Raw genomic sequence first — 24,750 nt, 5'->3', positions numbered from 1 at the left:
GGGGCTACGGGCACGAGAAGGCCGGCAGTTGGAACGGATTGCGAATGCTGTTGGGCGTGAACTCCAGCGTGACGCGGTGGCCGTCGAGATTGAAGGTCGCCTGGCGGCCGAGGCCGCCGGTGCCCGAAGATTGCGCCATGTCTACCAGGCGGTTCAGCGCCCACGGCCCGCTGGTCACCAGGCTGGCGGTGGTGCCGTTGGCCAGCGCCAGCTGCAGATGCACCTGGTTGGTATTGCGGGTGCCCGGCCAGCTGACCACCAGCGGCACCTGCGGGCCGTGGCTGTATTTGAACAGCTGCCCGTCGATATCCAGCGTCAGGTTGAGGATGTCGTTATCCATCCGCACCGGCCGCACGGTCACGCGGTAAGAGGGCGTCGCGGTGCCGTTGGCGAAAAAGGCGTCGCGGATGCGCTGCGCCTGCTGGAACGAACGCAGGATGCCTTCGCCGCCGGGCAGCGTTTTGCCGTCCACGCCGGGCGTGAAACGCCAGTTGGCGCGGGTGGTGTCGACCTTGCCCTGCAGGTTGTCGCGGAAGAAGCTGTCCATCAGCCCGCTGTTCGGCGCGAACATGCGCGCCAGATCGTCCGGCGTCACCTCCTGGCGCGCCCGTGCCACCAGCGGATAACGGCCGGCGATCGCCTGGCGGCAGAAACTGCCGACCTCGAAGCTGATGCGCTTTTTCACGTTCTCCATCTCTTTGCGCTGGGTGTCGCTGCTGGCGCCGATCGCCAGCGACAGCAGCATCTGTTTGAACGGCACCGGCAAGCGGCCGGATTCGGCCTGCAGACGCGGGATGATGTCGCTCGGTGGCGCCGACATGCCGCTGTTGGCCGCGCCCTGAACCGCCGTCAGATAGCTGTACAGCTCATCGACCTGCTTGAGCACGCTGTCGAAAGGGATCGCCTTATTGCCTTCGCCCTGGCTTTGCGCCAGCTCCAGCAGCGGCGCGAAGTGCGCCATCACCAGCTGTTCCGGCTGGGCGGATACGTCGCCGTCGGCGTTGGCCGGCCGGTTGGTGAACAGCGCTTCCAGCGTGCGGTTGGCGTTTTGATTCAGTCTGTCTTCGGTTTTGGCCAGCAGCGAGCGGGAGTCGGCGTCGCTTTTCTCGTCGCGCAGGGTGACGTTTTTGCTGACGTTGACCAGCAGGTTACGCATCGGCGATGGGTTGCCGGACAGCAGGCGCGCGCTGCTGATGCGCTGGGTCAGGTTGCCGATGTTGGCCAGCTGGATATCCCCCAGCAGCTCATCCCAGGCGCTGATGAAGTCCTGCATGTACAGCTGGCGGATGGTCTTGGTCAGGTCGGCGCTCTTCTGCTCCGGCGTCTGGCTGTTCAACACCCAGACGTCTTCCTTGCGCAGGGTGTCGGTCACCGGATCGATGTTGTCGTTGAACGCTTTCCAATACCCCTGCGAGGTAAACAGACCCGGCACGCCGTCGGTCACCGGTTTGCCGCTTTTGCGGCTGAATGCCAGCTCGGTCTGCGGGCCGGCCAAATCGACCAGGCTGACCGGCTTGATGTCGGTCTGCTTTAGCAGCAGGCGCTTGAGGCGGCCGTAGACGCGCTGCGACAGCGGCGCCCGGTTGATGGCAGCCTGCGCCTGCGCCACCAGTTGGTCGTCTTTGGCGTAAGGCGAGGCCTGGATCTGCGCATCCAGCAGCTGGCCCAAATGCCATTCGATCTGCTGCAGCTGTTTCTGGGTGCTGCCCTGCGGCAGGTTGCGCTGCAGGTTGAGCATCACCCAGGCGCGCAGGAATTTGCCGTCGTACTGCTTCGGCAGATACAGCATCTGGTAGGCCTTCAGCGCTTCGTAGCTGAAGTCCGCATCGCCGTGGTTGTCGTTGCGCAGCGTGGTGGCGATCTGTTGCGCCACCTGCGGCAGCAGCAGCTCTTTCAGAGCTTTTTGGTACAGCGCATTGCCGGCGTCGCTCACCTGATCGCCGCGGAACAGCCCCATGCGGTAGGTGAACGGCGGATCGTCCAGCGAAAAGTTCTGGCTGTCCGGCAGGTGCAGCAGGCTGTTGAGGAACGGCAGCAGCGAGAACATGTCGCCGTTGCCCAACTGCGTCAGGTTTTGCCCCTGGCGCTCGACGCCGGGCACCTTGGCGGCCACTTCCGCCAGATAGGCCTTGTTGTTGCCGTAGCTGGTGAACCAGAGCATCGCCAGCACCGCCAGGATCACCGCCAGCGCGATGTAACCCGCCCAGTGCAGGGCGCGGTTGCGGTATTCCCACCAGCGGTTGCTGCCCGCCAGCCCGGATTCCTGGAAGACCACCGATTCCAACGTCTCTTTCAGGAAGAAGCTTTGGCCCTTGGCCGCCGGGATTGGCGCTTCCTGGCCCACGCTGTCCCAGGCCGCGTTGGCCTGCGCCCCTGAGTTTGCCGTCGGCAGCTGCAGATAGCGGTTCAGCTCGCCCATCACCCGGTCGAACGGCAGGCCTTCCTGCGTGCCGCTGGTGAAATAGATGCCGCGCGGGGTAAAGCGGGTTTCAAAACTGGAGGTGGCGAACACCTGCTCCAGGTATTGGCCGAGCAGCGAGCGCAGCGCGGCGAACTCCTGCGGGAACAGGTAGCTTTCGGCGCGCTGGCGCGCGTCGTGCTCCATCAGCAGCGTATCAGGCAGCGCCGCGTCCAGCCGCTGTTGCAGCAGGGCGTATTGCTGTTCGAAAGCGGCGTTCAGGTTGAAGTCCGGCTGCCGCGAGCGCTCGTAAGGGAAGGTGAACCCCCAGATCTGGTCGCGCTGTGCTTTGTCGAAGCTGCCGAAGTAGGCCATAAAGCCGTTGAGCAGGTCGGTTTTGGTGACCAGCACATAGACCGGGAAGTGAATGCCCAGCTGTTCGTGCAGTTCGATCAGGCGTTTGCGCAGCGCGCTGGCCTGGGCGGCGCGCGCTTCGGCGCTGTCGCTCAGCAGATCGGCGACGCTGATGGTCACCATCACGCCGTTGATCGGCTGACGGGTGCGGTATTTTTTCAGCAGCGCGACGAAGCTTTGCCACTCGCCGGCGTCTTCTTCGCGCTGGCTTTCCTGCGTGGTGTAGCGGCCGGCGGTGTCGAGCAGCACGGCGTCGTTGGTAAACCACCAGTCGCAGTTGCGGGTGCCGCCCACGCCGCGCAGCGCGGATTTGCCGAAGCGATCCGCCAGCGGGAAGTGCAGGCCGGAGTTGACCAGCGCGGTGGTCTTGCCGGCGCCGGGCGCGCCGATGATCACATACCACGGCAGCTGGTACAGGTACTGGCGGCTAAAGCGGGTCATCCAGCGGTGTTTGCCGTCGCCCTGGCCCGGTGTGAAGCGCGCCTTTTTCAGCAGCTGCGCCGCTTCGTCGAAGCGCTGCGCCAACTGATCGTCTTGTTTGACCTCGGGCTTGCCGTCTTCCGCCGGCACCGCTTCGGCGGCGCGCAGGTTGCTCAGCAGGCGGCTGTTGAACCAGGCGCTGTAGAGGCGCGGGATCAGGCGGCACAGGAACCAGATCAGGTAGATAACGCCGATGGCGATCTGGCGGTTGAGTTCCGGCTCCAGCGGGCGATAGTCGCCGATGGCCACCAGCGGGCCGATCATCCAGATGATGAACGCCAGCGCGGTAATGCCGACAAAGCCCCACAGCAGGCGGCTGGTGATGATGGAGAATAACGTACTGAGCATTACTTTCCGGTTCCTTGCGGCAAGCCGTTGATTTCCGCCTGGGTATTTTCCGGGGCGACCAACAGCGTAATTTCTACCCGGCGGTTCAACGCGCGGTTCACTTTGTTATCGTTCGGCGCGACGGGGTTGCTTTCGCCGCGGCCCTCAGCCTTGACCCGCTGCGGGTTGGCGAGGTGCTTTTGCAACCGGGCGCTGACCGCTTCGGCGCGCGCCAGCGACAGCTCCCAGTTGGAGGCGAAACGGGCGCTGCGGATCGGCACGTTGTCGCTGTAGCCGGTGACCAGGATTTTGCCGCTGACGCCGTTCATGGCGGCGGCGATGCGGTCGATAACCGGAATATAGTTGGCGCGCACCGTGGTGGCGGCGGAGTCGAACAGCCCGTCGCCTTTGAGGATCACCACGCTTTGCTGCGCTTCGTCGCGCACCACCACCAGCCCTTCGGCGATCTCTTTGCGCAGGAAGCTTTTCAGGCTCAGCGTCGGCGGCGCGGCCGGCGCCGGGTTACCGATCGCCACCTGCGGCAGATTGGTTTGGTAAATCGCCGCCAGCACCGGACTGGTGTTGTCGCCCAGCCGCCAGTTGAGGGCGATAAACAGCAGCGAAGCCAGGAAGCCGGTCAGCGCCACGCAGGCCCACAGCGGCACCAGCGGGCGCCACAGTTTCTGCTGTACCGGCAGATCCAGCGCATGGGGCGACAGCGGCGGGGCATAGCCGCCGCGCACCGACCGGATCAGCTGCAGCAGGCGCTGTTTCATGGTTTCCAGCTGCGAGCGGCCGTTTTCCATCACCCGGTAGCGGCCTTCAAAGCCCAGCAGCAGGCAATAATTGATCAGCTCCAGCAGGTTGATGTGCTCGCGCGGACTTTGCGACAGCTTGGCCAGCAGCTGGAAGAATTTCTCGCCGCCCCAGGTTTCGTTATGGAAGGTCACCAGCAGCCCGCTGCCGGACCACACGCTGTTGCTGCCCCACGGGGTCAGCGCCGCCGCTTCATCCAGCGCGGTGCACAGGCAATAACGCGCGCCGATGATCACCTCGTACGGCAGGTTGGCGCGTTGGCCGCGGATCTCGAAGCGGCGCATTTCGTCGATCAGCTGTTGGCGCAGCTGCGCCGGGTTGGCGTGCGTGGCCGACTGGCGGATCTGCGAAATGGCGTTCAGCAGCGGGTTGGCGGCGTCCACCAGCGGGTTGGCCGCCGGCGCCATGCTATTTTCCTGAGTCATAGGTTACCGGTCCGTATGGCTGCGAATCGCCCAAAATTCCATGTCCAGCCCCGGGAATTCGCCCGCCAGGTGCAGAGCGAAGGCGCTGGATTTTTCCATCTGTTTCCACAGGTCGCCGCCTTTTTCCAGCTCGAAGTAGGTGTAGCCGGCGTGATAGGGGATCTGGCGCGGCGCGGCGGGCATGGTGCGCAAACCGATGCCTGGCAGCTGCAGCTGCACCAAATCGCGGATGCGCGTGACCGGGGCGATCTTCATCTGCGCCGGGAAATGGGTCAGCAACACCTCGGCGGCCACGTCGGCGCGCACCGCCAGCACGAAGCCGAAGTCGCGCATCATTTTGGCGTCCTGCACGGTGGCGACGTTCAGCCCGTGGGAGCGTTCGACCAGCGTCAGCTGAATGGCGTTGTCTTCCAGCACCACCGACAGCCCCTGGCGCAGCAACAGCATCAGCTTGCCGAAGCACAGCGCCAGGTTGTCGTGGTCATACACCGGCAGACGGCCTTCCGGGGTGCGCTGCGCCGAGAAGCTGGCGAGCTCGGTGGCGAACTGCAGCCAATCGGCGAACAGGCGCTCCGGGTGCAGATGGTCGAGGTGGTAGGCGTGGCTCACCTGGCCGAGGTGGCGGTTGATCAGCTGCAGCAGCATGAAATCGACCATTTCGGAACTGCCGCCGCGGCCCGGCTGCAGCAGGCGCTGGCTCATCTGCTGGCTGCGCTGTTGCAGCAGGCCCTGCAGATCGTTGATGAAGGTTTTCAGTACCGGGTTGCCCTGGCAGTTCAGCATCGGCGGGATCTGCGCGGTATCGAGGCGCAGGCTGTTGTCGCCGCGTTTTTCCAGCACGCGGGTCACGCCGAGCGCCGTCCATTCGGCGTTGAGCTCGCTCTCCAGCATCAGCCGCAGGCGCAGGCGGCCAAACTGCAGCGCCGCGCTGCCCACCGAGACGGCGTTGAGATCGTCGACTTCATTCTCGTAAGCCAGATAGCGCGCCAGCGCCTCCGGGCTTTCCTGAAAGATCACGTCTTCACGCCCCGCGCGGTAGGTCGGCAGGGCCAGCACCACGTTTTCGCCGGTCTTGTTTTCGGCGATGGTCAGCGGCGCGGGCGCCTGCTGGGCGCCGGCGAAGCGAAACGGCGTGCCGTCCGGCATGATGCCGCTGGCGGCGTTGAGGGCAATCTTGCCCTGGCGCAGCAGCGTTTGGTCCAGATCCAGGGTCAGGAAACCCCAGAAACAGCCGCTGTGGGCCTGGCCCCAGTTGCGCATATAGCCTTCGAGATAGTTTTCCGCCTGCTGGAAATGGTGGGGGCGCAAAAACATCCCCTCCGTCCAGACAACCTTATGAGCATCTTTCATCATCACACCTATAGTTACTTCGCTTCAGCGCAGCGGTAGGTCAGTCGACCTTTTTTACGGGGCGCAGGCCACTCACGCCCGCGACGATATGCGCTTCCAGCTCATCCGGCGAGAATTGCCATACCTTGTAGAAATTGGTTTCGGTGGGTTCCGGCAGCGGCAGTGAAAGGCGCCAGGTTTTGCCGTCCAGATTTTGATATTCGGCGATCACGCCGATGTAGCGCGCATCCAACGCGCTTTGCCCACCGAGTTTTTTGCCGGTCTGGCCCGGCGTCAGGAAGAACTGATCGCTGTCCAGCAGGCTGTTGCCGAGCACGCTTTTGGCGTCGTTTTGCAGACTGAAGAAGTCGGCATCCATGAATTCCGCATCCGAACGCAGCAGCAGCACGCGAATTTTTATCGGCGCCGGTTGCGCGCCGGCGGCGGCGTTGACCTGGCGATCGGCATCGAACACCAGGCTGTATCGCGACGGCACGCTTTTGGCGGAAGACATGCAGCCGCCGAGCGCCAACGCGCTCAGCAGCAGAAAAAGCATCCCGCACCAGCGGGAAGCGATAGGGGTCGTCATCATGGGAATCTCGTCGCCCGCAGGCGTGCTGACTACTGGAGGATCCAGGTGGCTGAGCCGGCGTTTTTACACGCCTTGCTGTCGCCGCCGACTTTGACGCAGTCCTGTTTGGCGGCGCGCGCGCGGCGCGGCAGATCTTTGCGCAGCGTCGATTTGTAGCGCGCTTCCGGTACGCCGGCGTTGGCCTGGATGTAACCCACCAGGTCGCCGCCCCGGATGGCGGAGATCGCCAGCCAGTTGTTTTCCACTTCGCCCAGCGCGTAGAACGCGGCGGCGTTGTCCAGGCTGCCGACGGCGGTGCCGGTATAATTCGGGCTGCTCATGATGCTGGCGGCGTACAGGCTGCGGTACTCCTCACCAATCGGCTTGAACTGTTGCGGCGCGCTCACCGCGGCGCGGTGCTTTAGCGTGACGCCGTTGACCTCACTGCTGACGATGGCGTCGTTATTGAGCGCCGGCGGCGGTGGCGGCGGCGTGGAACAACCGGCAAGCGTCAGGGCGGTCAGCAGCGTCAGGGTAATCCGTGTTTTCACAATGTCCTCTTCTTGTTTAATGGCTGTGTAATAGGGCGCCGTCATCAGGGCGCAAGCAGCAACACTTTTAATTGGCTCGGCACGATGCGCATGCCGAGCGCGTTGGTGGAATTTTGCAGGCTGAGGCTGGTCAGCCGGGTGGCCGGGGTGCCTTTGAGCAGCACGGTAAAGGCGCCGGTCAGGTGGCGGGACGGCCCCATCACTGTCCCGGAGGCGACGCCGGTGGCCACGCCGGGGTTGTCGCCGTTGGTCAGCGGCGTCACCGTCGCCATGTTGTGCGCCGGGGTGCCGACGAACAGAATGTTGAACGCGTTCGGAATGGCGGTCGGCGCCAGGGCGATATCCGGGTAGGGCACGGGTACTGGCGCCGGGCTTGGCGTCAGACAGACGTCGGGAAACGCCAGGTCCACGCCGATCATTTGGCTGTTGGCAAACATAAAAGGCCTCCGCAGGTTATCCGACGTGGATTTGTTCCGAATCCAGCTTGGTGATGTCTTTTGAAGTAATGAGCGTGTTGCGGGCATGAATGCGGGCGTAATCTTCCGCCTGGTAATCCAGCTGCCCGGCGCGCACGTGCTCGGTCTGGCGCACTTTGCGGAACAGCGAATGGCTGATCTGGCTGACCGAATGCCACAGCGACTCGCAGCGTTTGCCGACCAGGCGGCTGATGCTGACGAAGGCCGACAGCTCTTCGCCGCTGTATTTCATCTTGTCGACCTGGCAGTCGCCGCTGTTGGCCTGCAGCGTCATGGCGTCGCCGCTCAGTTTCAGCGCCTGCGCGCCGTGCAGCGACAGTGAGCCGCTCGGCGTTTCAATGTGCAGATCGCCTGCAACGCTCAGCCGCGCCGCGCTTTGCGGTTCCGCGCGCTCAAGGACGGCGATCGCCCACAGCTGGTGGCCGCAGCCGGCGACCAGCACGTTATCGCCGAGTGCCGGCGTCAGCAGGCAGCTCGCCGCCCGGCGGCAATGCCAGCCGCGGCCTTCGCACTCCACCACCAGACTGCCGTCCGGCAACAGGTTGACGACCTGGCCGGCGGCCTGCTGGGGCGGTGCGATGTTGACGGCGCGGGTTGTGTTGGCAACGCTCATGGTGATCCCCTCGTGAAGTGGTCAATGCATTCAGATTCGGCTCTGGCGCTGTGCGCTCCAGGTTTCGGCGGCGTACAGCTCTTCGTCGCGCTCGAGGATCCCGCTGCGATCGCCCCAGCGCGTTTGCTGCTGATGGGCGCGGTGCATGCGGGTGCGCATAAAGCGCGCGCGCCGGAAATCGGCGGCGCCGATGTCGGCATAACAGAAGTCGGCGTAGGTCAGGTCGCTGTCGCTGAAATCACAGCGCGCCGCGCGGCTGTGCTGGAATACGCATTGATACAGGCGCGCCTGGCTGAAGTTGGCGGCGTCCAACGTCGCTTCGCTGAAGATCGCCTGATCGAACTGCCCGCCGCGGCACTGCGCGTGGGTCAGATTGGCCTCCAGCCACAGTGACTGCTGCGCCTGCACGCTCGTCAGGTTGGCGCGCCGCAGCGAAGCGCCCTTGAAGTTGCTTTGACGCAGCGTCGCCTGGCTGAAATCGACGTCGTCCAGTTGGTTATCGGTAAACTGGCAGGCGATCAGGCGCTGCCCGGCGTAACTTTTGCCGCGGTGGTCACATTCGAAAAACGTGACGCGGTCGAAATCTGCCCCTTCAAACCGCGTGTCACGGAGGTTTAATCGGAAGAACGTGACAAGAGATAACCGCGCCTGATTCAACGCAGCGCCGTCGAGCGGGCTTTCGTAAAAGGTGGTGCGATCGTGCTGAGTGGCGGAAAAATTCGCGCCGGCCAATTGGCATGACATCCAGTGGCTTTGGTTGAGCGCCAGCCGGCTGAAGTCGCCCTGTTCAAGCCGGCAGTCGTTGAACATCGTCAGTTCGATATGGCTCTCGCTGAAGCGGCCGCCCGACATGGCGCACTGGTTGAAGGCCGTTTGCTTCAGGTTCGCCCGTGCAAATTGCGCCTGTTCGAGCCGGCAATTGCTGAAGACGCTGTCGCGCAGATCGCAATCGGAGAAGTTCACACCGTTCAGGTTCAGTTCGTTGAACATGCCGCCGGCCAAATCCATACCGGCGAATGACAGGCCGTGCAAATCCTCACCGGCAATCAGCTCGCCGCGTTTCACGCGCTGGCGTATTTGCTCTGGCTTTGAGGTCATACTTCCTTCCCGTTGTGGCGAGGCAATGTTTTCACCCTGGCGGTATAGGCGCCCTCGAGCCGGGTCGCCTGATCCACTTGCGACTGCGACAGGTCGGCCCGGAACAGATTGGCGCCCTGCAGGTCGGCGCCCGACAGCACGCATTTTTGCAGGATCGCCGCAATGAAATTGGCGTCGCGCAGGTTGGCGCGAGACAGATCGCTGCGAATGAACAGGCTGCCGCTGCCGTTGGCCTGACGGAAATCAGCGTCGTTCAACCGGCTTTCCGACAGGTCGCAATTATTGAGACGTGCACGGCTGAAATTGGCCCGCTGCAACGGCATCTGGCGTAAATTGCACTGGTTTAGCGTCGCGTCGCTGAAATCCGCCTGCGGCAGCAGCGTCTTTGCCGCGAAGGCGCAGGCCGTGAGGCGTGCGGCGCGGAAGCTGAGGCTTTGCGTCTCGGTATCAACCCAGGCGCAGCTTTCCAGCCGCGCCCGATCGAAGTTCACCGCCTGCAAGCGGCATTTGACGAAGCTGACTTTTTCGAGCCGGGCGTGGCTGAATGTCAGCTGCTCCAGTTGCAGCTCCATCAGCGTAATGTTGGCCAGCGTGGCGCGGCTGAAATCACACTGCCCGAGCAAGGTTTCGTATCCCAGCAAATCGCGTAATGAGGCCATCGTGAAATCGCAGCGTTGAAACAACGTTTGCTGAATGTTGGTTTCGTGCAGCTGTGCGCCGCCGAAATCCGTCGCTTCGCATTTCGCCAGGGCCAAAGAGGCGTGGCTCAGATCGGCCTGCTGCAAGACGGCGCCGCTGAGATCGGCGCGCGCCAGCATCGCCTCGCGAAGGTCGCAACCCACCAATTGGGTTTGGCGCAGATTGGCGTTTTCCAGCAAAGCGCCGCGCAAGTTAGCCTGGCAGAGATCCATGCCGGACAGATCGGCACCGGTGAGATCAAGACCGTTGAGATCCTTATCGCGCAGCATGGCGGCGGTGACGCGTTGGCGAATGATTTGCGCCAGATCGCCGCTTAAACGCAGCGCAGGGCTTTGCGCCTGTGCCGACATTAAATACATTTGGTGCAGCGCGCGCTCGCTTTCCCCCAGCTGTTTTTCGCTGAACGCGTCGGGATGCCGGCGCGCCTCCTGGAACAGCAGATCGCGCTGCTGCTGGTAGCTTTCCGCACCGGATGGCGGCACGTGATCCCCACCGGGATTGCGCGGGTCGATACCCTCGGCTTGCGCCAGCTTGAGCATGTCCTGATACTGCGCCTCGGCCTGGCTTTCCAGACGCTCGACGAATTCGGCGAGTTGGTCCAGCTTCGGCGGCGCGTCTTGCGACGGCAGCGGGAACAGTTCATCGATGTCCTGGCCTTCACGCAGCAGGCGCTGGCGGTGCTCTTCGCGCTGCCGGTGCTCGTAGGCGGCGATATTTTCCGCCATCGGGCTTTGCTGCGTCGGCGTTTCCGTATCCAGCCAGGCGCCGATGCACGCTTCCGGCAACAACTCTTGCTCACGAAACGCGTGCAGAGCACCCCGTTCCTTATCCAGCCGCTGGGTCAACACCTGCCGATAATGCACGGTGGAGCGGGGCTCGCCTTCGATTTCCAAAGCCGGCATCAGCTGCATTACGTCGGCGGCATCGTCTTCATTGATGCGTGTGCTGCCCTGATAAATCAGCAGCATCTGTTCCCGATGCGGGAAGAACCAGACGGTGGTGTGGCGCATCGCGATTTCTTCGAAATGCGTTTCGTCGCCGCGCAGCCGGTTGATGAAACAGCGTGTGCGCCACGGCGGCAAATGACCTTGCTGCACCGGTTCTGAAGGGTGCATGTTCCAAATTCGATAGGCGGCGCGGGGCGGCAAGCTGTCGCGTTGAGGAAACTGCTGATCGCTTTCCGCCATGTTGAACAGGCGCCAGTCGATATCGTTGGCGAAGCCGGGAAAGCCGTTTTTCAACCAGTTGGCGTCGTAGTTTTTACCGATGCGGGAGAAGCGGCGCGGCCAGGTGATATCCAACGCGTCAAAGCTTACCGGTTGCGCGCTTTGCCGAGGAGACGCGAGGCGCCCCTGCAGCGGTTCAACATTGGGTAGGCGATGGATGCGGCCCTGCGGAAATGTTTCTGGAGTGGCGCCGATGCCGTGCGGATTATCGGCGAACTGGGTGCCGCCGTAAGCCCGGCGCCAGTCCAGACGCATTTCTGCAAAAGGGAGGGGAGTGGAGGGACGATCGTTGATCCAATGGCGATCGCCGAAAACCACCAGCGTTTTTTCCAGCGAATCCAGCTGGATCTTTACGGCGCAAGCGGTTTTGTCTTGTTGATGGTGGGTGTAGGCGTTACCGGTGGCGAGAAACTCCGCGCAGGCTTTGGGGATAGCCAAATCGAGCACGCCGCCGCTCAGCGTGAGTTCTTCGGCGGCCAACTGCCACAGTTCCGGTTCGGGGCGCAGGCGCGGGGAAGCCCCCATATCGGCCAAGGCCAAAACGGAAACGCCCAGATGGTTTTGCCCTTGCCAAGAGAAGGGGCGATGAAGCGCGCTGAGGCGCAGAGGTTTTACGACTTTCATTGTGTGTGTAAAGCTTCCTGTGGATATCAGCTGGCAGCCAGGCTGCTGCTCAAAAACAATCCGTTTTTCGGTTTAATAGATATCAGGCTATGTCACAACAGATGAAGAAAACGATGCGGCGTTCAGCGCCGATCGTTAATGCGGGGAGGGCCCCGCTTCGAAAGGGATGATCAAGAGGACAGTGCGCCGTCCTTCCCGTTTATTCCGCGAGCCAACAGCACGGCGGCGACGGACAATGCCGCGGCGATCGCCTTGGCGATAAATTGGCCGGCGCTCTCCAGGTGATAGGGGGCAAAAAACTCGACGTCGGCGGTGCCCAGAATCAGCAGCGCGGCGAGCGCCGCAAAACAGGGCAGCTCTATCGCCAGCGCCAGTCTGCCGGTGGGCGCCGCACCCAGGTAACCCATCAAAAAGCCGGGCAAAATCAGGAACCCGATCAATTCTGCGGGGGCATTCACCGCAGACATCACCTGCTGGTTGTATTTCAGCAGCGCCAGCATCAGCGCGACAAAGATCAGCAACCGCGCAGGCAACGCGGCCGATCGGCTGGCCGACAAAAAGGTTTTGCCGATCGCGGCGAGCAAGACGCAGCCAACCAGGATGCCAAAGAAGGTAAACAGGATTTGTCCCCAGAGGCTGTCCTGCGTCGAAAAGGCAATGAACGCGCCCATCGTGACACTTCCTTATGCAAGGTGAGTTAGCGAACCGATGAACGATAAGCCGTTGGCAGAGCGTTGCAATCGGATCGCGTGATTGAAAGGAGCCTTTTCGCTCAAAGCCGGGAAAGCTCTTCGATCACCGCTTTTTTGGGGTTCTTCGGGTCGTACTTGATCGCGGTGAAATGGCCCGGCTGATAACGCGGCAGATCCACGACGCTGATCGGGCCTTTCGCCACGGCCGTATGGTTTTTTCCGTCTTGGGCGATGTATTTGACTTCGACTTCGCAGACCGGCCGATTCCCGTCCCACAGGTTGGTCTGGCGAATGCTGACGATTTGCCCGGAGGCGGAAATACCGTTCTCCATCACGCTGAGGGAAGAACCGATATGTTTGAAATAACCCCAGATATCGACCGTGATGAATTTGAAAAAACCCACCAGGCTGAGGATAGGAGCCAATAAAATCAACCCGATAACGGTGAGAACATTTTTGGCCTTCGACATGGGAGTCCCTTTATAAAAAGATCGCCAGCGCCTTGGTGCTCAACCGTAAGGCGCCGTTGGTCACCAGCGCGCCAAGCTGAGTGAACGTCATGGGATCGTTACTGAGCTTGAAATTGGTTTTGCTGATCGCCAGCGGATTGTGCGAGATATCCAGCATCGTGTGTTTCAGGCTGGCTCCTGTCAACGCAAGATTGGAGCCGTAGAAGGCGAAGTTGGCCCCGGTCGCCACCCATTTCCAACCGTGGCAGTTATCTTTCCAGCTCGGTGTCTGCACCGACACGCCGTCCGCGCTGGTGATGTTGATCGTTTTCGCTTTGATGGTCAGCGTACCGGTGATCGTCGTGCTCTGATCGTTTTTGTAGGTCTCGGTGACATTCCCGGTGACGGTAGCGGTTTGGCCGCCGCCTTTAACCGTCAATTCCTGCCCGCCGGCGGTGATGGTGGTGTGCTGCCCGCCGGAGGTGATGTTGACCGTTTGCCCTTGCTTGATGGTGCTGGTTTGTTGCCCTTCGGTAATGTCGAGGGTCTGATTGCCCTTCACCGTGACGTGTTGGGTTTGCGTAATGTTTTGCGTCTGCGCGCCGTCAAGCTTGAAGGACTGATTGCCGGTGATGTCGATTTTATCGCCGCCGTCGATAATCGTCAGGTCGCGGCCGCCTTTGATGTTCACCGTCTGGTGGGCGTTCAGGTTGGCGGTTTCCAGCCCATCGACGGTGGTGGTGCGTTTCGCTTTGTACAGGAACGTGGCGTCGCCGGTGACGGTGTCGTCCTGCTTGCGGCCGATGGTGGTGGTGCGGCTGCCGTCAATATTGACGTTCTTGTCGTTTTCCACCGTCATGTTCATGTTGCGTTCGGCGTGCATGTCGAAAGATTCGTTGCCGGGCGAGTCTTCCAGGAACAGGAAGCTGGCGTTGTCGGCGCCGCCGCCTTTGCTGCGGCTCATAAAGCCCATTTTGGTGGCGTCGCCGGGCAGATCCCACGGCGGCATGCTGTCTTCGTTGTAAACGCGGCCGGTGATGATAGGGCGATCCGGATCGCCGTTGATAAAGTCGACCACCACTTCTTCGCCCACGCGCGGGATCTGGATCCCGCCGTATTTCCAGCCGGCCCAGGCGCTGGAGACGCGCACCCAGCAGGAACTGGTTTCATTGCCGCTGCCGTGGCGATCCCAACGGAATTTGAGTTTCACCCGGCCATATTTATCGGTCCAGATGCTTTCGCCTTCCGGCCCCACCACTTCGGCAGTTTGCGGGCCGTGGGTTTTCGGCCAGGGCGTGATGCGCGCCGGGCGCCAATTGATGTCCGCCGGAACGACCTGAAATTCGGTACGCTGCTCGCCGACGTCGTTATCATTGCTGGCGTAGCTGTTTTCCTGCATGAAGTAATGCGCGCTGACCACCAGGTAGGCGCGGTTGTCCTCCATACGCGGCGCCTGGATCAGTTGAAAACGGTAGCCGGGCGCAATGCCCTGCGAACTGCCTTCGCCGCTCATCTGCTCGTGCTGCGCTTCGAACTCCTGCTGGCGAACCTTGACGTAAAACTGGCCGTGGGCGTGATCGGTATAACGCCCGGGCCAGTCGAACACCTCGGCTTTGTCCTGCGCGAACGAGGCGGGATTCTGCCGCGCCTCCAGCAACCGCGCGCGCGGCTTGCGAAAATCGTAGTCATCCAGGCTATACAGGCTGGGCGTGATGGCGTCCGAAACGCTCCAGCTGTTGATGCTGTCTTTGTTTTCCACCAGGCCGCCTTCCGCGAGCTGATAGGGAATGCTGGCGTAGCCGGCGAGTTCCTGATGCGCCGACGGCGCGTCAGCCAGCACCAGCGTATGGCCGTCTTGCTGGTGCGTGAAATAGTAATAGATGCCTTCGTGCTCCATCAGGCGACTGATGAAATCGAAATCGCTCTCCTGGTACTGCACGCAGTACCCCCAGATGCGGTAGTCGTAACTCAGGCGGTTATCGATTTTCACCTGATACTGCCCCAGCACCTGCGTCAGGATGTCGGGAACGGTCTTTTCCTGGTAGATGCGAAAATCGCGGTTTTGCGTCAGATACCACAGCGTGGGGCGCAGCACGGCGCGGTAGATATAGTAACGGTTGCCGCCGGCTTCCCTTCCGGAGAGGGTCATACGCGTGATATTGCCGTTGAGATAGCGCGGCGCCAGCGGATTGCCCCGCAGCTCCAACGTGATTTTTTGTCCCAGCAGCGCTTTCAGATCGAGCCGATTGTCGGGGCTGAGCAGCTCGACGTCGAACTCGAACAATCCGGCCAGTTTTTCCTCACCGGAAAGGCTTCTGAACAACAGCTGATGGGAGGGCAAAGGCGTGTGCGCAATGATAAGGCGATCCATACTATTCCCCGCTTTAGGCATAGCTACCGCACGAGAATTGACGCGCGATCCCGATGGCGTATCTGTCACGAATGGAGACAGGAACTGACGAAAGATTTAACAAAGTTTACACAAAGGCACGATTTGTGCAGTCTACAATAGAGCTCTGCATTTGCAAAATAGCCTTGTGGATCAATGCTCAATTCGTTAACTTGCTCACGATCTTGGTTTTAATCATCTAAAACATATACATGCGAGCAGATCATTTTTTATCTCAAATTATTGGATAATTGGTAATACCAAAAAATAAATCTGTAACACTTAAGTCAACGTGCTTATAAAACAACTCTTTTTTTACGTAAAAAAAGTCACTGACTGTTTTTTATCCTTACCATTTGCCACTTAAAGATGATCAAATATATAAATTTTCCGAATGTTAATTCGGATGATTCCTATTTGGTAGGCGTGGGAAGCCCCCTCTGCAGGCCGTTGGTCGAGGGGTTGAACGGTTGATAATGCAGCAATTATTAATGTGGACAGGGAGCGAAGGCGATTTGGCTTATCAGGCCGCAGAGCCAGATTAAGGCCGGGTCGCGCTTTGCCTGCCGGCCGGCGATCGGCTCAATGGGGAAAGACGTGATGGCCAATTCGTCAGGCAGCGGGAGAATGCGTACGCGTTGCGCGTTTGCCGGTGGCGGCGCATCCGGGCAAGCCGAGCAGGGCGCTGGCGGCGAGGGTGGAAGCGGTGCGCACTATCGTGCAGGTGACGCTGACGGCCGAGGACGGTAGAGGAGGATGTGCGATTCGGCGACTAAAAGCAGGGCGTGGTGTACCACGCCCTGCTAGAGGTTATTCGTCGGCGACGCGGATCACCAGCTTGCCGAAGTTCTTGCCCTGCAGCAGGCCGATAAACGCCTGCGGCGCCTGCTCCAGCCCGTCGACGATGTCCTCGCGGAACTTGATTTTCCCCTCCTCGACCCAACTGCTCATTTGTTGCAGGAACTCGTCAAAGCGTGAGCCGTAGTCGTCGAAGATGATAAAGCCCTGCATACGGATGCGTTTGCGCAGGATCAGCCCCTCCAGCAGCGGCAAGCGGTCCGGCCCCGCAGGCAACCCGGTGGCATTGTAATGGGCGATGATGCCGCACACCGGAATGCGCGCTTTGGTGTTCAACAGCGGCAGTACGGTGTCGAACACCGCCCCGCCGACGTTTTCGTAATAGATGTCGATGCCTTTAGGGCAGGCAGCCGCCAGCTGTTCGGCAAAGTCAGGGGCGCGGTGATCGATGCAGGCGTCGAAACCCAACTCTTCCACCACATAGCGGCATTTTTCCGCCCCGCCGGCGATGCCGACGACGCGGCAGCCTTTCAGCTTACCGATTTGGCCGACCACCGAACCGACCGCACCGCTGGCGGCGGCCACCACCAGCGTTTCTCCCGCCTGCGGTTGGCCGATGTCGAGCAACCCCATGTAAGCGGTAAATCCCGGCATGCCCAGCACGCCCAGCAGGCGGGAAGGATGCGGCAGGTGCGGGCCGAGGTTGCGCAGGCCGCTGCCGTCAGACAGGGCGTAATCCTGCCAGCCGTCATAACCCAACACCCAATCGCCGACGTTGAAATCGGGATGCTGTGAAGCCGCTACGCGCGATACCGTGCCGCCCACCATCACCTGACCGATCTCCACCGGCGGCGCGTAGGAGGGGGCATCGCTCATGCGCCCGCGCATATAAGGATCCAGCGACAGATAAACGGTGCGCAGCACCAGCTGTCCGGCGCCGGGCTGCGGTGCGGGGACGGTATCGAGACGGAAGTTGGCCGCCGTCGGTTCACCGTGCGGACGCGAGGCCAGCAGGAAGCGGCGGTTCTGTTGAGAAGAAGGGGACATCGAAAGCTCCTTTGCGTTGCGACAAACAAGATGCGTTAAGCCTAGTCCAGGGGCGGCAAGGCAACGTTACCGAATGTGCTTAGCCTTAGAGCGGAACGATCAGCACATCGATGTGGCTGATATTGATAAAGCGGGCGGCGGAACAGGAGACCTTATTCATCATGCCGTCGCGATGATTGCCGCAGATCAGCAGGTCGAACGGCTGACGGCGGCTGGCGTATTCCAGGCTGTCACCCAGCTCGCCATGCACGATCAGCGCATCGGCGATCGGGTAACCGGCGCGTTGACGCAGTTCCTCCATAAACAGCCGGGTTTCCTCCTCCATCAACGAGTGCAAATCCCCCAGCATCGGCCCGGCGAAATTATTGTACATTTCCGGGTTGGCGAGGGTGCTTAACAAGGTGATGCTGCCGCCGTAAGGGCGGACGATGGAGACGGCTTTTTCCACCAGGCGGTGGCTGTCAGGGGCAACGGCGACGGTGACCAGAACGTTTTGATACCCCATATCCCACTCCTTGTTGTATCCATCGCATTCCAGGCTGCTGCATCGGCGGCCTTAGCGGAGGTACTGCGTCGGATAAAGGGTAGAGCCTGGCGGGGGGAATAAATGTGTTTCGCATCACGCGCGGCAATAAAAGCCGAATTTACCCCGGTTATATAGCAATAAAAGATAAAACCGTTGCCGCACGTAATTTCACTGAATTAAAGCACCTGCGCCCACAGCGTTTTCGGCACCTTGCCCAGATCGAACAATTTACCGGCAACCAGCTCGGCGCGACGGTGGTCGGCGGCGCGGTACATGTTGCTCATTTCTTTATCATTTTCAATGGAGTAGTTCAGTTTGTCGTACACCTTCTCCAGGCTGTCCAAAGAGGAGCATTTACGGAATGTCAGCAGATATTCGAGCGTATCGGTCATGATTAAAATATAGCCTGTTAATAGTTAAAGCCGGGTGAATAACACATCGGCGGCTCACGGCGACGCCGTCGAGGCAGCGATGTACGACCTGACAAAAATCATTTCAAGTAGATAAATTGCACCGGGTAATGATGTCACGCCGCACGTAGCGGCGCTTTGATAAATCATAATATGCCAGTGCGCCGTCAGCAATCTCATCCTGCTGATAAACGGATAAATAGGGAAAGTCTCAGGGCGGCTGACGGCCGACGCGTCGTCGTTCTTGCCGTGCACAAGCTCGCGGCACCGCGCCAGGCCATCTTTGCGGTGATTTTTTCACCGTCCGTGGTGCCGCTGCGGCATTGGGCGGTGTTTGTCGTCATCGCTTGCGCTGAAAAGCCGTTTTTCTTGATGGAGAAATATGAAGAGTAAAACAAAACTGCGTTTTATTTTATGACAATGAAGTGATGAAAACGTAAGCCATGTAAATAATCTCTGGGGGAGAGAGAATTATCACGGCGACAGAAAAAGAAATAAAGGCATTAAAGTTTTATGGATTGTTGCCGATATGTCGTTTTGGTGAACTCTAATGTAGAAAAAGCATTCTTGCATCGCGCTAATACGGAAACATATCGTTACGTCTGTTAGCTTGTTCACTACGCCTGCGAATCATTGATAAGCCATAATCACCTGATGTGGAAAATTAGAACAGCTTCAGGCTGAGGGCTTAAGTCAAATCCGATAGCTAATAACCTTATAGTTTACGCAGGTTATTTTTCAGCTTGGATATTTTTTAGTAACTCAAATGGTTATTTATACTGAGTTTGTCGCCTATATACAGATTTTTGTTCTGTTATTTTGGTTTGGTGATGCTTTTGTTCGAATTGATCTAAAAAAGATAATTTTTTGGCGGATAAACATTGCTTTTAAGACGTTTTTTTACCTATGGCTGTTTTGTGAACAAAATGGCGGTCAATAAGTGAGCGTATTTGGGTGTATTTGGCTTAATTATTTTTTATTTTTGTGATCTATGTCACATTGTATTTAAAATTGCCTCTCACTTACATTGTGTGTGCTAATGGTTCGGGGGTAGAGTTGCGCTGCTTTAGGAATAATCTTATTAAATTTGTAAAAATAGTTTCATGGTGACTAAACACTATCGAAGCAGAATGCTGTACATCCATACACGTTGGTTTACGCTCGTAGCAAATACTGAACAGTGGTCAAATTTAGCGATTGTTGAAAATTATAGCAGTCGTTTTTGAGAGATTAATTTGCCAGCTTTGGGAAACAACCCAGGTCACGGGCGATAAAATTTATCACCCAGCGTATGTTTTTAAACATAGTCTGTCGGGATGGGGAATATGGGTACGTCTGAATTACTTAAGCATATTTATGACATCAATCTGTCATATTTACTTTTAGCACAGCGTTTGATCAACGATGAAAAAGCCTCCGCGATGTTCCGTCTTGGTATTGATGAAGCCATGGCCGATGCGCTGGCGCAGCTGACTTTGCCGCAAATGGTGAAACTGGCCGAGACCAACCAGCTGGTTTGCCACTTCCGCTTTAACGAAAGCCAGACCATCGAACGCCTGACCAAAGAGTCGCGCGTCGACGATCTGCAACAAATCCATACCGGCATTTTGCTATCAAGCCATTTACTGCAAGAGCTATCGAGTAAAGACGCTAGCCCGACGAAGAAAAGAGCCTGATGATGGTTGAGAAAAGTATCGTTCAAGAAGCCAAGGACATTCAGCTCGCCATGGAGCTGATTTCGCTGGGAGCCCGATTGCAAATGCTGGAGAGCGAAACCCAGCTTAGCCGCGGGCGCTTGATTAAACTTTACAAGGAGTTACGCGGCAGCCCGCCGCCAAAAGGAATGTTACCGTTCTCAACCGACTGGTTTATGACCTGGGAACAAAATATTCACTCGTCGATGTTTTACAACGCCTACCTGTTTCTGATGAAAAGCGGGCAGTGCAGCGGAGTGGAGGCGGTGATCAAAGCCTATCGCCTCTACCTGGAGCAGTGTCCTCAGCAGGCCGGCGAGGCGCCGTTGCTGGCGCTGACCCGTGCCTGGACGCTGGTGCGTTTCGTCGACAGCGGCATGCTGCAGCTCTCTGCCTGCAGCTGCTGCGGCGGCGCATTTATCACCCACGCGCACCAGCCGCTGAACGGTTTCATCTGCAGTTTATGCCAACCCCCATCCCGCGCCGTAAAAAGACGTAAACTTTCGCCGCAACTGGCCGATATTATTCCTCAACTGCTGGACGAGCAGGTCAAACGCGCCATTTGAGCCGCCACATTGCCGGCTCTCGGCAATGAATACCGACGTGTGATACGCAGGGGCGGCATGCCGCCCCCAGACACGCAGCCTGGTCAGTGCGCCAGGGCGCGTTTGCCCCACCTTCCATCCACATTGTTAATTTAAGGAATGCGTGTGCTAGTTATTTTGGGTTATCTGGTGGTATTGGGTGCGGTGTTTGGCGGCTACCTGATCGTGGGCGGCCATCTCGGTGCGTTGTATCAGCCGGCGGAGTTTCTGATTATCGGCGGGGCGGGGGTCGGCGCTTTCATCGTCGGCAACAACGGCAAGGCAATCAAAGCCACGCTGCGCGCGCTGCCGCGGCTGATGCGCCGTTCCAAATACAACAAAGATCTGTACATGGATCTGATGGCGCTGCTGTTCCGCCTGCTGGCCAAATCGCGCCAGCAGGGCATGCTGTCGCTCGAGTTCGATATCGATAATCCGCAAGAAAGTGAAATTTTTTCTAATTATCCGCGCATCCTTGCCGATAACACCCTGGTGGAGTTCATTACCGACTATTTACGGCTGATGGTGAGCGGCAATATGAATGCGTTCGAGATCGAAGCGCTGATGGACGAAGAGATCGAAACCTACGAGCAGGAAAGCGAAGTGCCCGCCGGCAGCCTGGCGATGGTGGGCGACTCCTTGCCGGCGTTCGGTATCGTCGCGGCGGTGATGGGTGTGGTGCACGCCCTGGCTTCGGCCGATCGGCCGGCCGCGGAACTGGGCGCGCTGATCGCCAACGCCATGGTCGGTACTTTCCTCGGCATTCTGCTGGCCTACGGCTTCATCTCGCCGCTGGCCACATTGCTGCGCCAGAAGAGCGCCGAAAACGTCAAGATGATGCAGTGCATCAAGGTCACGCTGCTGTCGAGCCTGAACGGCTACGCGCCGCAGATCGCCGTCGAGTTTGGCCGCAAAACGCTGTATACCACCGAACGTCCTTCTTTCGTTGAGCTGGAAGAACACGTGCGCCGCGTGAAAGCGCCGGCGCAGCAGGCGACGGAAGAAGAAGAAGCATGAAACAGAATCATCCGGTCGTTCTGGTCAGAAAGCGCAAGTCACATCATGCCGCCCATCACGGCGGCTCCTGGAAGATCGCCTATGCCGACTTTATGACGGCGATGATGGCGTTCTTCCTGGTGATGTGGCTGCTGGCGATCGCCAGCCCGCAGGAGCTGACGCAAATCGCCGAATATTTCCGCACGCCGCTCAAGGTGGCCCTGACCAGCGGCGACAAGAGCAGCTCCGAAAGCAGCCCGATCCCGGGCGGCGGCGACGATCCTACGCAGCAGCACGGCCTGGTGAGAAAGCAGGTCGATTCGCCGGACAAGCGCGCCGAAGAGCTGCGCCTAAACAAGCTGCGCGAAAAGCTGGATGAGTTGATTGAGTCCGATCCGCGCCTGAAGGCGCTGCGCCCGCATCTGCTGATCAACATGATGGACGAGGGGCTGCGCATCCAGATTATCGATAGCCAAAACCGGCCGATGTTCAAAACCGGCAGCGCGCAGGTCGAGAGCTACATGCGCGATATTCTGCGGGCGATAGCGCCGATCCTCAACGATTTGCCCAACAAGATCAGCCTGTCCGGCCACACCGATGATATCCCTTATGCCACCGGCGAGCGCGGCTACAGCAACTGGGAACTGTCGGCCGATCGCGCCAACGCCTCCCGACGCGAGCTGATCGCCGGCGGCCTGGCGGAAGGCAAGGTGCTGCGGGTGGTGGGCATGGCGGCCACCATGAGCCTGAAACAGCACGGCGCCGATGACGCGATTAACCGTCGCATCACCGTGCTGGTGCTGAATAAGCAAACGCAAGAAGGCATCGAACATGAAAATGCCGAAAGCAACGCGATGGATATCGCCCAGCCGGACAGCCTGAAACAGCTGGCGCCGTCGGCAACTGCACCGGCCAGCCAAACGCCGGAGCACTCGGCGGCAGCCCCGGAGCCGGCGGCGTCAACGCCAGCGCCGAGCGTCCCAGCGCAGGTATCCCCGGCGATAGCCCCGGCCGATCAGGCGCCGGAACAACCGGCGGCCGCACCCGCACCGACTAACCGCGACTCACAGCCAGAGGTGACCCCGTGAGCATGGACATTAGCGATTTTTATCAGACCTTCTTTGATGAGGCGGACGAGTTGCTGGCCGACATGGAGCAACATCTGCTGGAGCTGGATCCGCTGGCCCCCGATATCGAGCCGTTGAACGCCATCTTCCGCGCGGCGCACTCGATCAAGGGCGGCGCGGCGACCTTTGGCTTTTCGGTGCTGCAGGAAACCACCCACCTGCTGGAGAACCTGCTGGACGGTGCAAGACGCCAGGAAATGAGCCTGAGCACCGAGATTATCAACCTGTTTCTGGAAACCAAAGACATTATGCAGGAGCAACTGGACGCCTATAAAACCTCGCAACAGCCTGACGCCGAAAGCTTTGAATACATTTGCCAGGCGCTGCGCCAGCTGGCGTTGGAAGCGCAACAGCAGCAGGCGGCGCCCGCGGCTCAACCGGCCGTTCAGCAGCCTGTCGTGAAGCCGGCGGCCGCGCCGGCGGCGATCGAAGGCGGCATGCGCATCAGCCTGAACGGGCTGAAAGCCAGTGAAATCCCCTTGATGTTGGAAGAGCTGGGCAACCTCGGCGAGGTTAAAGACCCTCATCAGACGGAACACAGTCTGGACGTGACGTTGCTCACCTCCGCCAGCGAAGACGACATCAGCGCCGTGCTGTGCTTCGTGCTGGAACCGGAACAAATCAGCTTCTCGACGCCGACGCCGAGCGAACCGGCCGTCGCAGAAGCTAGCTTACCGGCAGCGGTCGCCGTGCCGGAACCTGCGCCAGCGCCGGTCGCCAGCGCCGCGCCGCCTGCCGCTAAACCGGCCGCCGCAGCGGCGGAAGCGCCGAAAGCGCGCGCCAAGGCGAGCGAGTCCACCAGCATTCGTGTGGCGGTGGAAAAGGTGGATCAGCTGATCAACCTGGTGGGCGAGCTGGTGATCACCCAGTCGATGCTGGCGCAGCGCTCCGGCACGCTCGATCCGGTCAACCACGGCGATCTGCTGAACAGCATGAGCCAGCTGGAGCGTAACGCGCGCGATCTGCAGGAGTCGGTGATGTCGATCCGCATGATGCCGATGGAATACGTCTTCAGCCGCTACCCGCGCCTGGTGCGCGATCTGGCCGGCAAGCTGAACAAGCAGGTGGAGCTGACGCTGCAGGGCAGCTCGACCGAACTGGACAAGAGCCTGATCGAACGCATCATCGATCCGTTGACGCACCTGGTGCGCAACAGCCTCGATCACGGTATCGAAGAGCCGGCCACCCGCATCGCCGCCGGCAAATCGGCGGTGGGCAATCTGGTGCTGTCGGCCGAACATCAGGGCGGCAACATCTGTATTGAGGTTATCGACGACGGCGCCGGCCTGAACCGCGAAAAAATTCTCGCCAAGGCCGCGTCGCAAGGGCTGGCGGTGAGCGAAAGCATGAGCGACGAAGAAGTCGGCATGCTGATCTTCGCGCCGGGCTTCTCCACCGCCGAGCAGGTGACCGACGTTTCCGGCCGCGGCGTCGGCATGGACGTGGTGAAACGGAATATTCAGGAGATGGGCGGCCACGTCGAGATCCGTTCGCAGGCCGGCAAAGGCACCACCATCCGCATCCTGCTGCCGCTGACGCTGGCGATCCTCGACGGCATGTCGGTCAAGGTGAACGACGAAGTCTTTATCCTGCCGCTGAACGCGGTGATGGAGTCGCTGCAGCCGCAGGCGGAAGATCTGCATCCGCTGGCCGGGGGCGAACGCGTGCTGCAGGTGCGCGGCGAATACCTGCCGCTGGTGGAGCTGTATCGGGTATTCGAAGTGGACGGCGCCAAAACCGACGCCACGCAGGGCATCGTCGTTATCCTGCAAAGCGCCGGCCGCCGCTATGCGTTGCTGGTGGATCAACTGATCGGCCAGCACCAGGTGGTGGTGAAGAATCTGGAAAGCAACTACCGCAAAGTGCCGGGCATCTCCGCCGCGACCATTTTGGGCGACGGCAGCGTGGCCTTGATCGTCGATGTCTCGGCGTTGCAAACCTTGAACCGTGAAAAGCGTCTGACGGACGCCGCCGCATAATAATGAGTTTAT

Annotated in this window: 21 protein-coding genes; 6 read left to right on the top strand and 15 right to left on the bottom strand. The window is 59.9% G+C overall.

All coding sequences use genetic code 11. The features are described 5' to 3' along the window. Positions 1-4: 4 nt before the first annotated feature. The 15 genes from tssM to ydgT all read right to left on the bottom strand — a co-directional run bounded on the left by tssM (position 5) and on the right by ydgT (position 18,340). Positions 5-3,640, bottom strand: coding sequence for a type VI secretion system membrane subunit TssM (gene tssM, locus ACJ8IM_RS01810; protein WP_033653620.1), 3,636 nt, complete (start codon positions 3,638-3,640; stop codon positions 5-7). After that, a complete protein-coding gene (locus ACJ8IM_RS01805; RefSeq protein ID WP_049272050.1) occupies positions 3,640-4,842 on the bottom strand; it encodes a DotU family type VI secretion system protein in 1,203 nt (400 codons plus the stop codon). Before ACJ8IM_RS01805 ends, tssM begins: the two co-directional genes overlap by 1 nt. Before the next feature lie 21 nt (positions 4,843-4,863). Beyond that, entirely contained in the window at positions 4,864-6,210 is a 1,347-nt protein-coding gene (gene tssK, locus ACJ8IM_RS01800) for a type VI secretion system baseplate subunit TssK (RefSeq protein WP_033638522.1), read from the bottom strand. 40 nt (positions 6,211-6,250) lie between these two features. Beyond that, positions 6,251-6,781 (bottom strand): type VI secretion system lipoprotein TssJ, encoded by a 531-nt coding sequence (gene tssJ, locus ACJ8IM_RS01795; protein WP_050438933.1) that lies wholly within the window; start codon positions 6,779-6,781, stop codon positions 6,251-6,253. Positions 6,782-6,810: 29 nt separating this feature from the next. Then, positions 6,811-7,311 carry a type VI secretion system accessory protein TagV gene (tagV, locus tag ACJ8IM_RS01790; protein WP_033638520.1) on the bottom strand — a complete coding sequence of 167 codons (501 nt, stop codon included), beginning with the start codon at positions 7,309-7,311 and terminating at the stop codon, positions 6,811-6,813. Positions 7,312-7,355: 44 nt separating this feature from the next. Beyond that, the gene (locus tag ACJ8IM_RS01785; protein WP_004934933.1) at positions 7,356-7,748 is read right to left on the bottom strand and encodes a DUF4150 domain-containing protein; all 393 of its coding nucleotides are present in this window, start codon (positions 7,746-7,748) and stop codon (positions 7,356-7,358) included. 16 nt (positions 7,749-7,764) lie between these two features. Next, positions 7,765-8,400 carry a DUF3540 domain-containing protein gene (locus tag ACJ8IM_RS01780; protein ID WP_033653621.1) on the bottom strand — a complete coding sequence of 212 codons (636 nt, stop codon included), beginning with the start codon at positions 8,398-8,400 and terminating at the stop codon, positions 7,765-7,767. A gap of 30 nt (positions 8,401-8,430) precedes the next feature. Continuing rightward, positions 8,431-9,498, bottom strand: a complete 1,068-nt coding sequence (locus ACJ8IM_RS01775; protein WP_033653622.1) for a pentapeptide repeat-containing protein — start codon at positions 9,496-9,498, stop codon at positions 8,431-8,433. Next, positions 9,495-12,047 carry a DUF2169 family type VI secretion system accessory protein gene (locus ACJ8IM_RS01770; RefSeq protein WP_033653623.1) on the bottom strand — a complete coding sequence of 851 codons (2,553 nt, stop codon included), beginning with the start codon at positions 12,045-12,047 and terminating at the stop codon, positions 9,495-9,497. Before ACJ8IM_RS01770 ends, ACJ8IM_RS01775 begins: the two co-directional genes overlap by 4 nt. 170 nt (positions 12,048-12,217) lie before the next feature. After that, positions 12,218-12,718: a hypothetical protein gene (locus tag ACJ8IM_RS01765; protein WP_033653624.1), complete on the bottom strand. Its 501-nt coding sequence runs from the start codon at positions 12,716-12,718 to the stop codon at positions 12,218-12,220. A 101-nt stretch (positions 12,719-12,819) separates the two neighbouring features. Beyond that, positions 12,820-13,209: a DUF3592 domain-containing protein gene (locus tag ACJ8IM_RS01760; RefSeq protein ID WP_033647801.1), complete on the bottom strand. Its 390-nt coding sequence runs from the start codon at positions 13,207-13,209 to the stop codon at positions 12,820-12,822. A gap of 10 nt (positions 13,210-13,219) precedes the next feature. Continuing rightward, positions 13,220-15,559 (bottom strand): type VI secretion system Vgr family protein, encoded by a 2,340-nt coding sequence (locus ACJ8IM_RS01755; RefSeq protein ID WP_033647800.1) that lies wholly within the window; start codon positions 15,557-15,559, stop codon positions 13,220-13,222. 828 nt (positions 15,560-16,387) lie between these two features. Then, positions 16,388-17,422: an NADP-dependent oxidoreductase gene (locus ACJ8IM_RS01750; protein ID WP_033653625.1), complete on the bottom strand. Its 1,035-nt coding sequence runs from the start codon at positions 17,420-17,422 to the stop codon at positions 16,388-16,390. Positions 17,423-17,507: 85 nt separating this feature from the next. Continuing rightward, on the bottom strand, positions 17,508-17,927 hold the full coding sequence (gene uspC / locus ACJ8IM_RS01745) for a universal stress protein UspC (RefSeq protein ID WP_033653626.1): 420 nt from the start codon (positions 17,925-17,927) through the stop codon (positions 17,508-17,510). 197 nt (positions 17,928-18,124) lie between these two features. Then, positions 18,125-18,340, bottom strand: a complete 216-nt coding sequence (gene ydgT / locus ACJ8IM_RS01740; RefSeq protein ID WP_033635010.1) for a transcription modulator YdgT — start codon at positions 18,338-18,340, stop codon at positions 18,125-18,127. Between the two features lie 171 nt (positions 18,341-18,511). Here ydgT and ACJ8IM_RS01735 point away from each other — a divergent pair, with 171 nt between their 5' ends. The 6 genes from ACJ8IM_RS01735 (at position 18,512) to cheA (ending at position 24,738) form a co-directional block, all read left to right on the top strand. Beyond that, positions 18,512-18,751, top strand: coding sequence for a hypothetical protein (locus tag ACJ8IM_RS01735; protein WP_144337636.1), 240 nt, complete (start codon positions 18,512-18,514; stop codon positions 18,749-18,751). A gap of 932 nt (positions 18,752-19,683) precedes the next feature. Beyond that, positions 19,684-20,034: a flagellar transcriptional regulator FlhD gene (gene flhD / locus ACJ8IM_RS01730; protein ID WP_033647796.1), complete on the top strand. Its 351-nt coding sequence runs from the start codon at positions 19,684-19,686 to the stop codon at positions 20,032-20,034. After that, positions 20,034-20,618: a flagellar transcriptional regulator FlhC gene (gene flhC / locus ACJ8IM_RS01725; protein WP_016927281.1), complete on the top strand. Its 585-nt coding sequence runs from the start codon at positions 20,034-20,036 to the stop codon at positions 20,616-20,618. Before flhD ends, flhC begins: the two co-directional genes overlap by 1 nt. A gap of 144 nt (positions 20,619-20,762) precedes the next feature. Further along, complete coding sequence (gene motA, locus ACJ8IM_RS01720; RefSeq protein ID WP_015378266.1) at positions 20,763-21,653, top strand: flagellar motor stator protein MotA; 891 nt, start codon at positions 20,763-20,765, stop codon at positions 21,651-21,653. Then, on the top strand, positions 21,650-22,720 hold the full coding sequence (gene motB / locus ACJ8IM_RS01715) for a flagellar motor protein MotB (RefSeq protein WP_033653627.1): 1,071 nt from the start codon (positions 21,650-21,652) through the stop codon (positions 22,718-22,720). The genes motA and motB overlap by 4 nt, the downstream gene beginning before the upstream one ends. Continuing rightward, a complete protein-coding gene (cheA, locus tag ACJ8IM_RS01710) occupies positions 22,717-24,738 on the top strand; it encodes a chemotaxis protein CheA (RefSeq protein ID WP_033653628.1) in 2,022 nt (673 codons plus the stop codon). Before motB ends, cheA begins: the two co-directional genes overlap by 4 nt. The last annotated feature ends 12 nt before the right edge of the window (positions 24,739-24,750 follow it).

It is taken from the genome of Serratia sp. CY33525 (genome assembly GCF_052169115.1).
In the GTDB taxonomy this organism is placed as follows: Bacteria; Pseudomonadota; Gammaproteobacteria; order Enterobacterales; family Enterobacteriaceae; genus Serratia; species Serratia sarumanii.
This window is presented reverse-complemented; position numbering and strand designations above follow the sequence as displayed.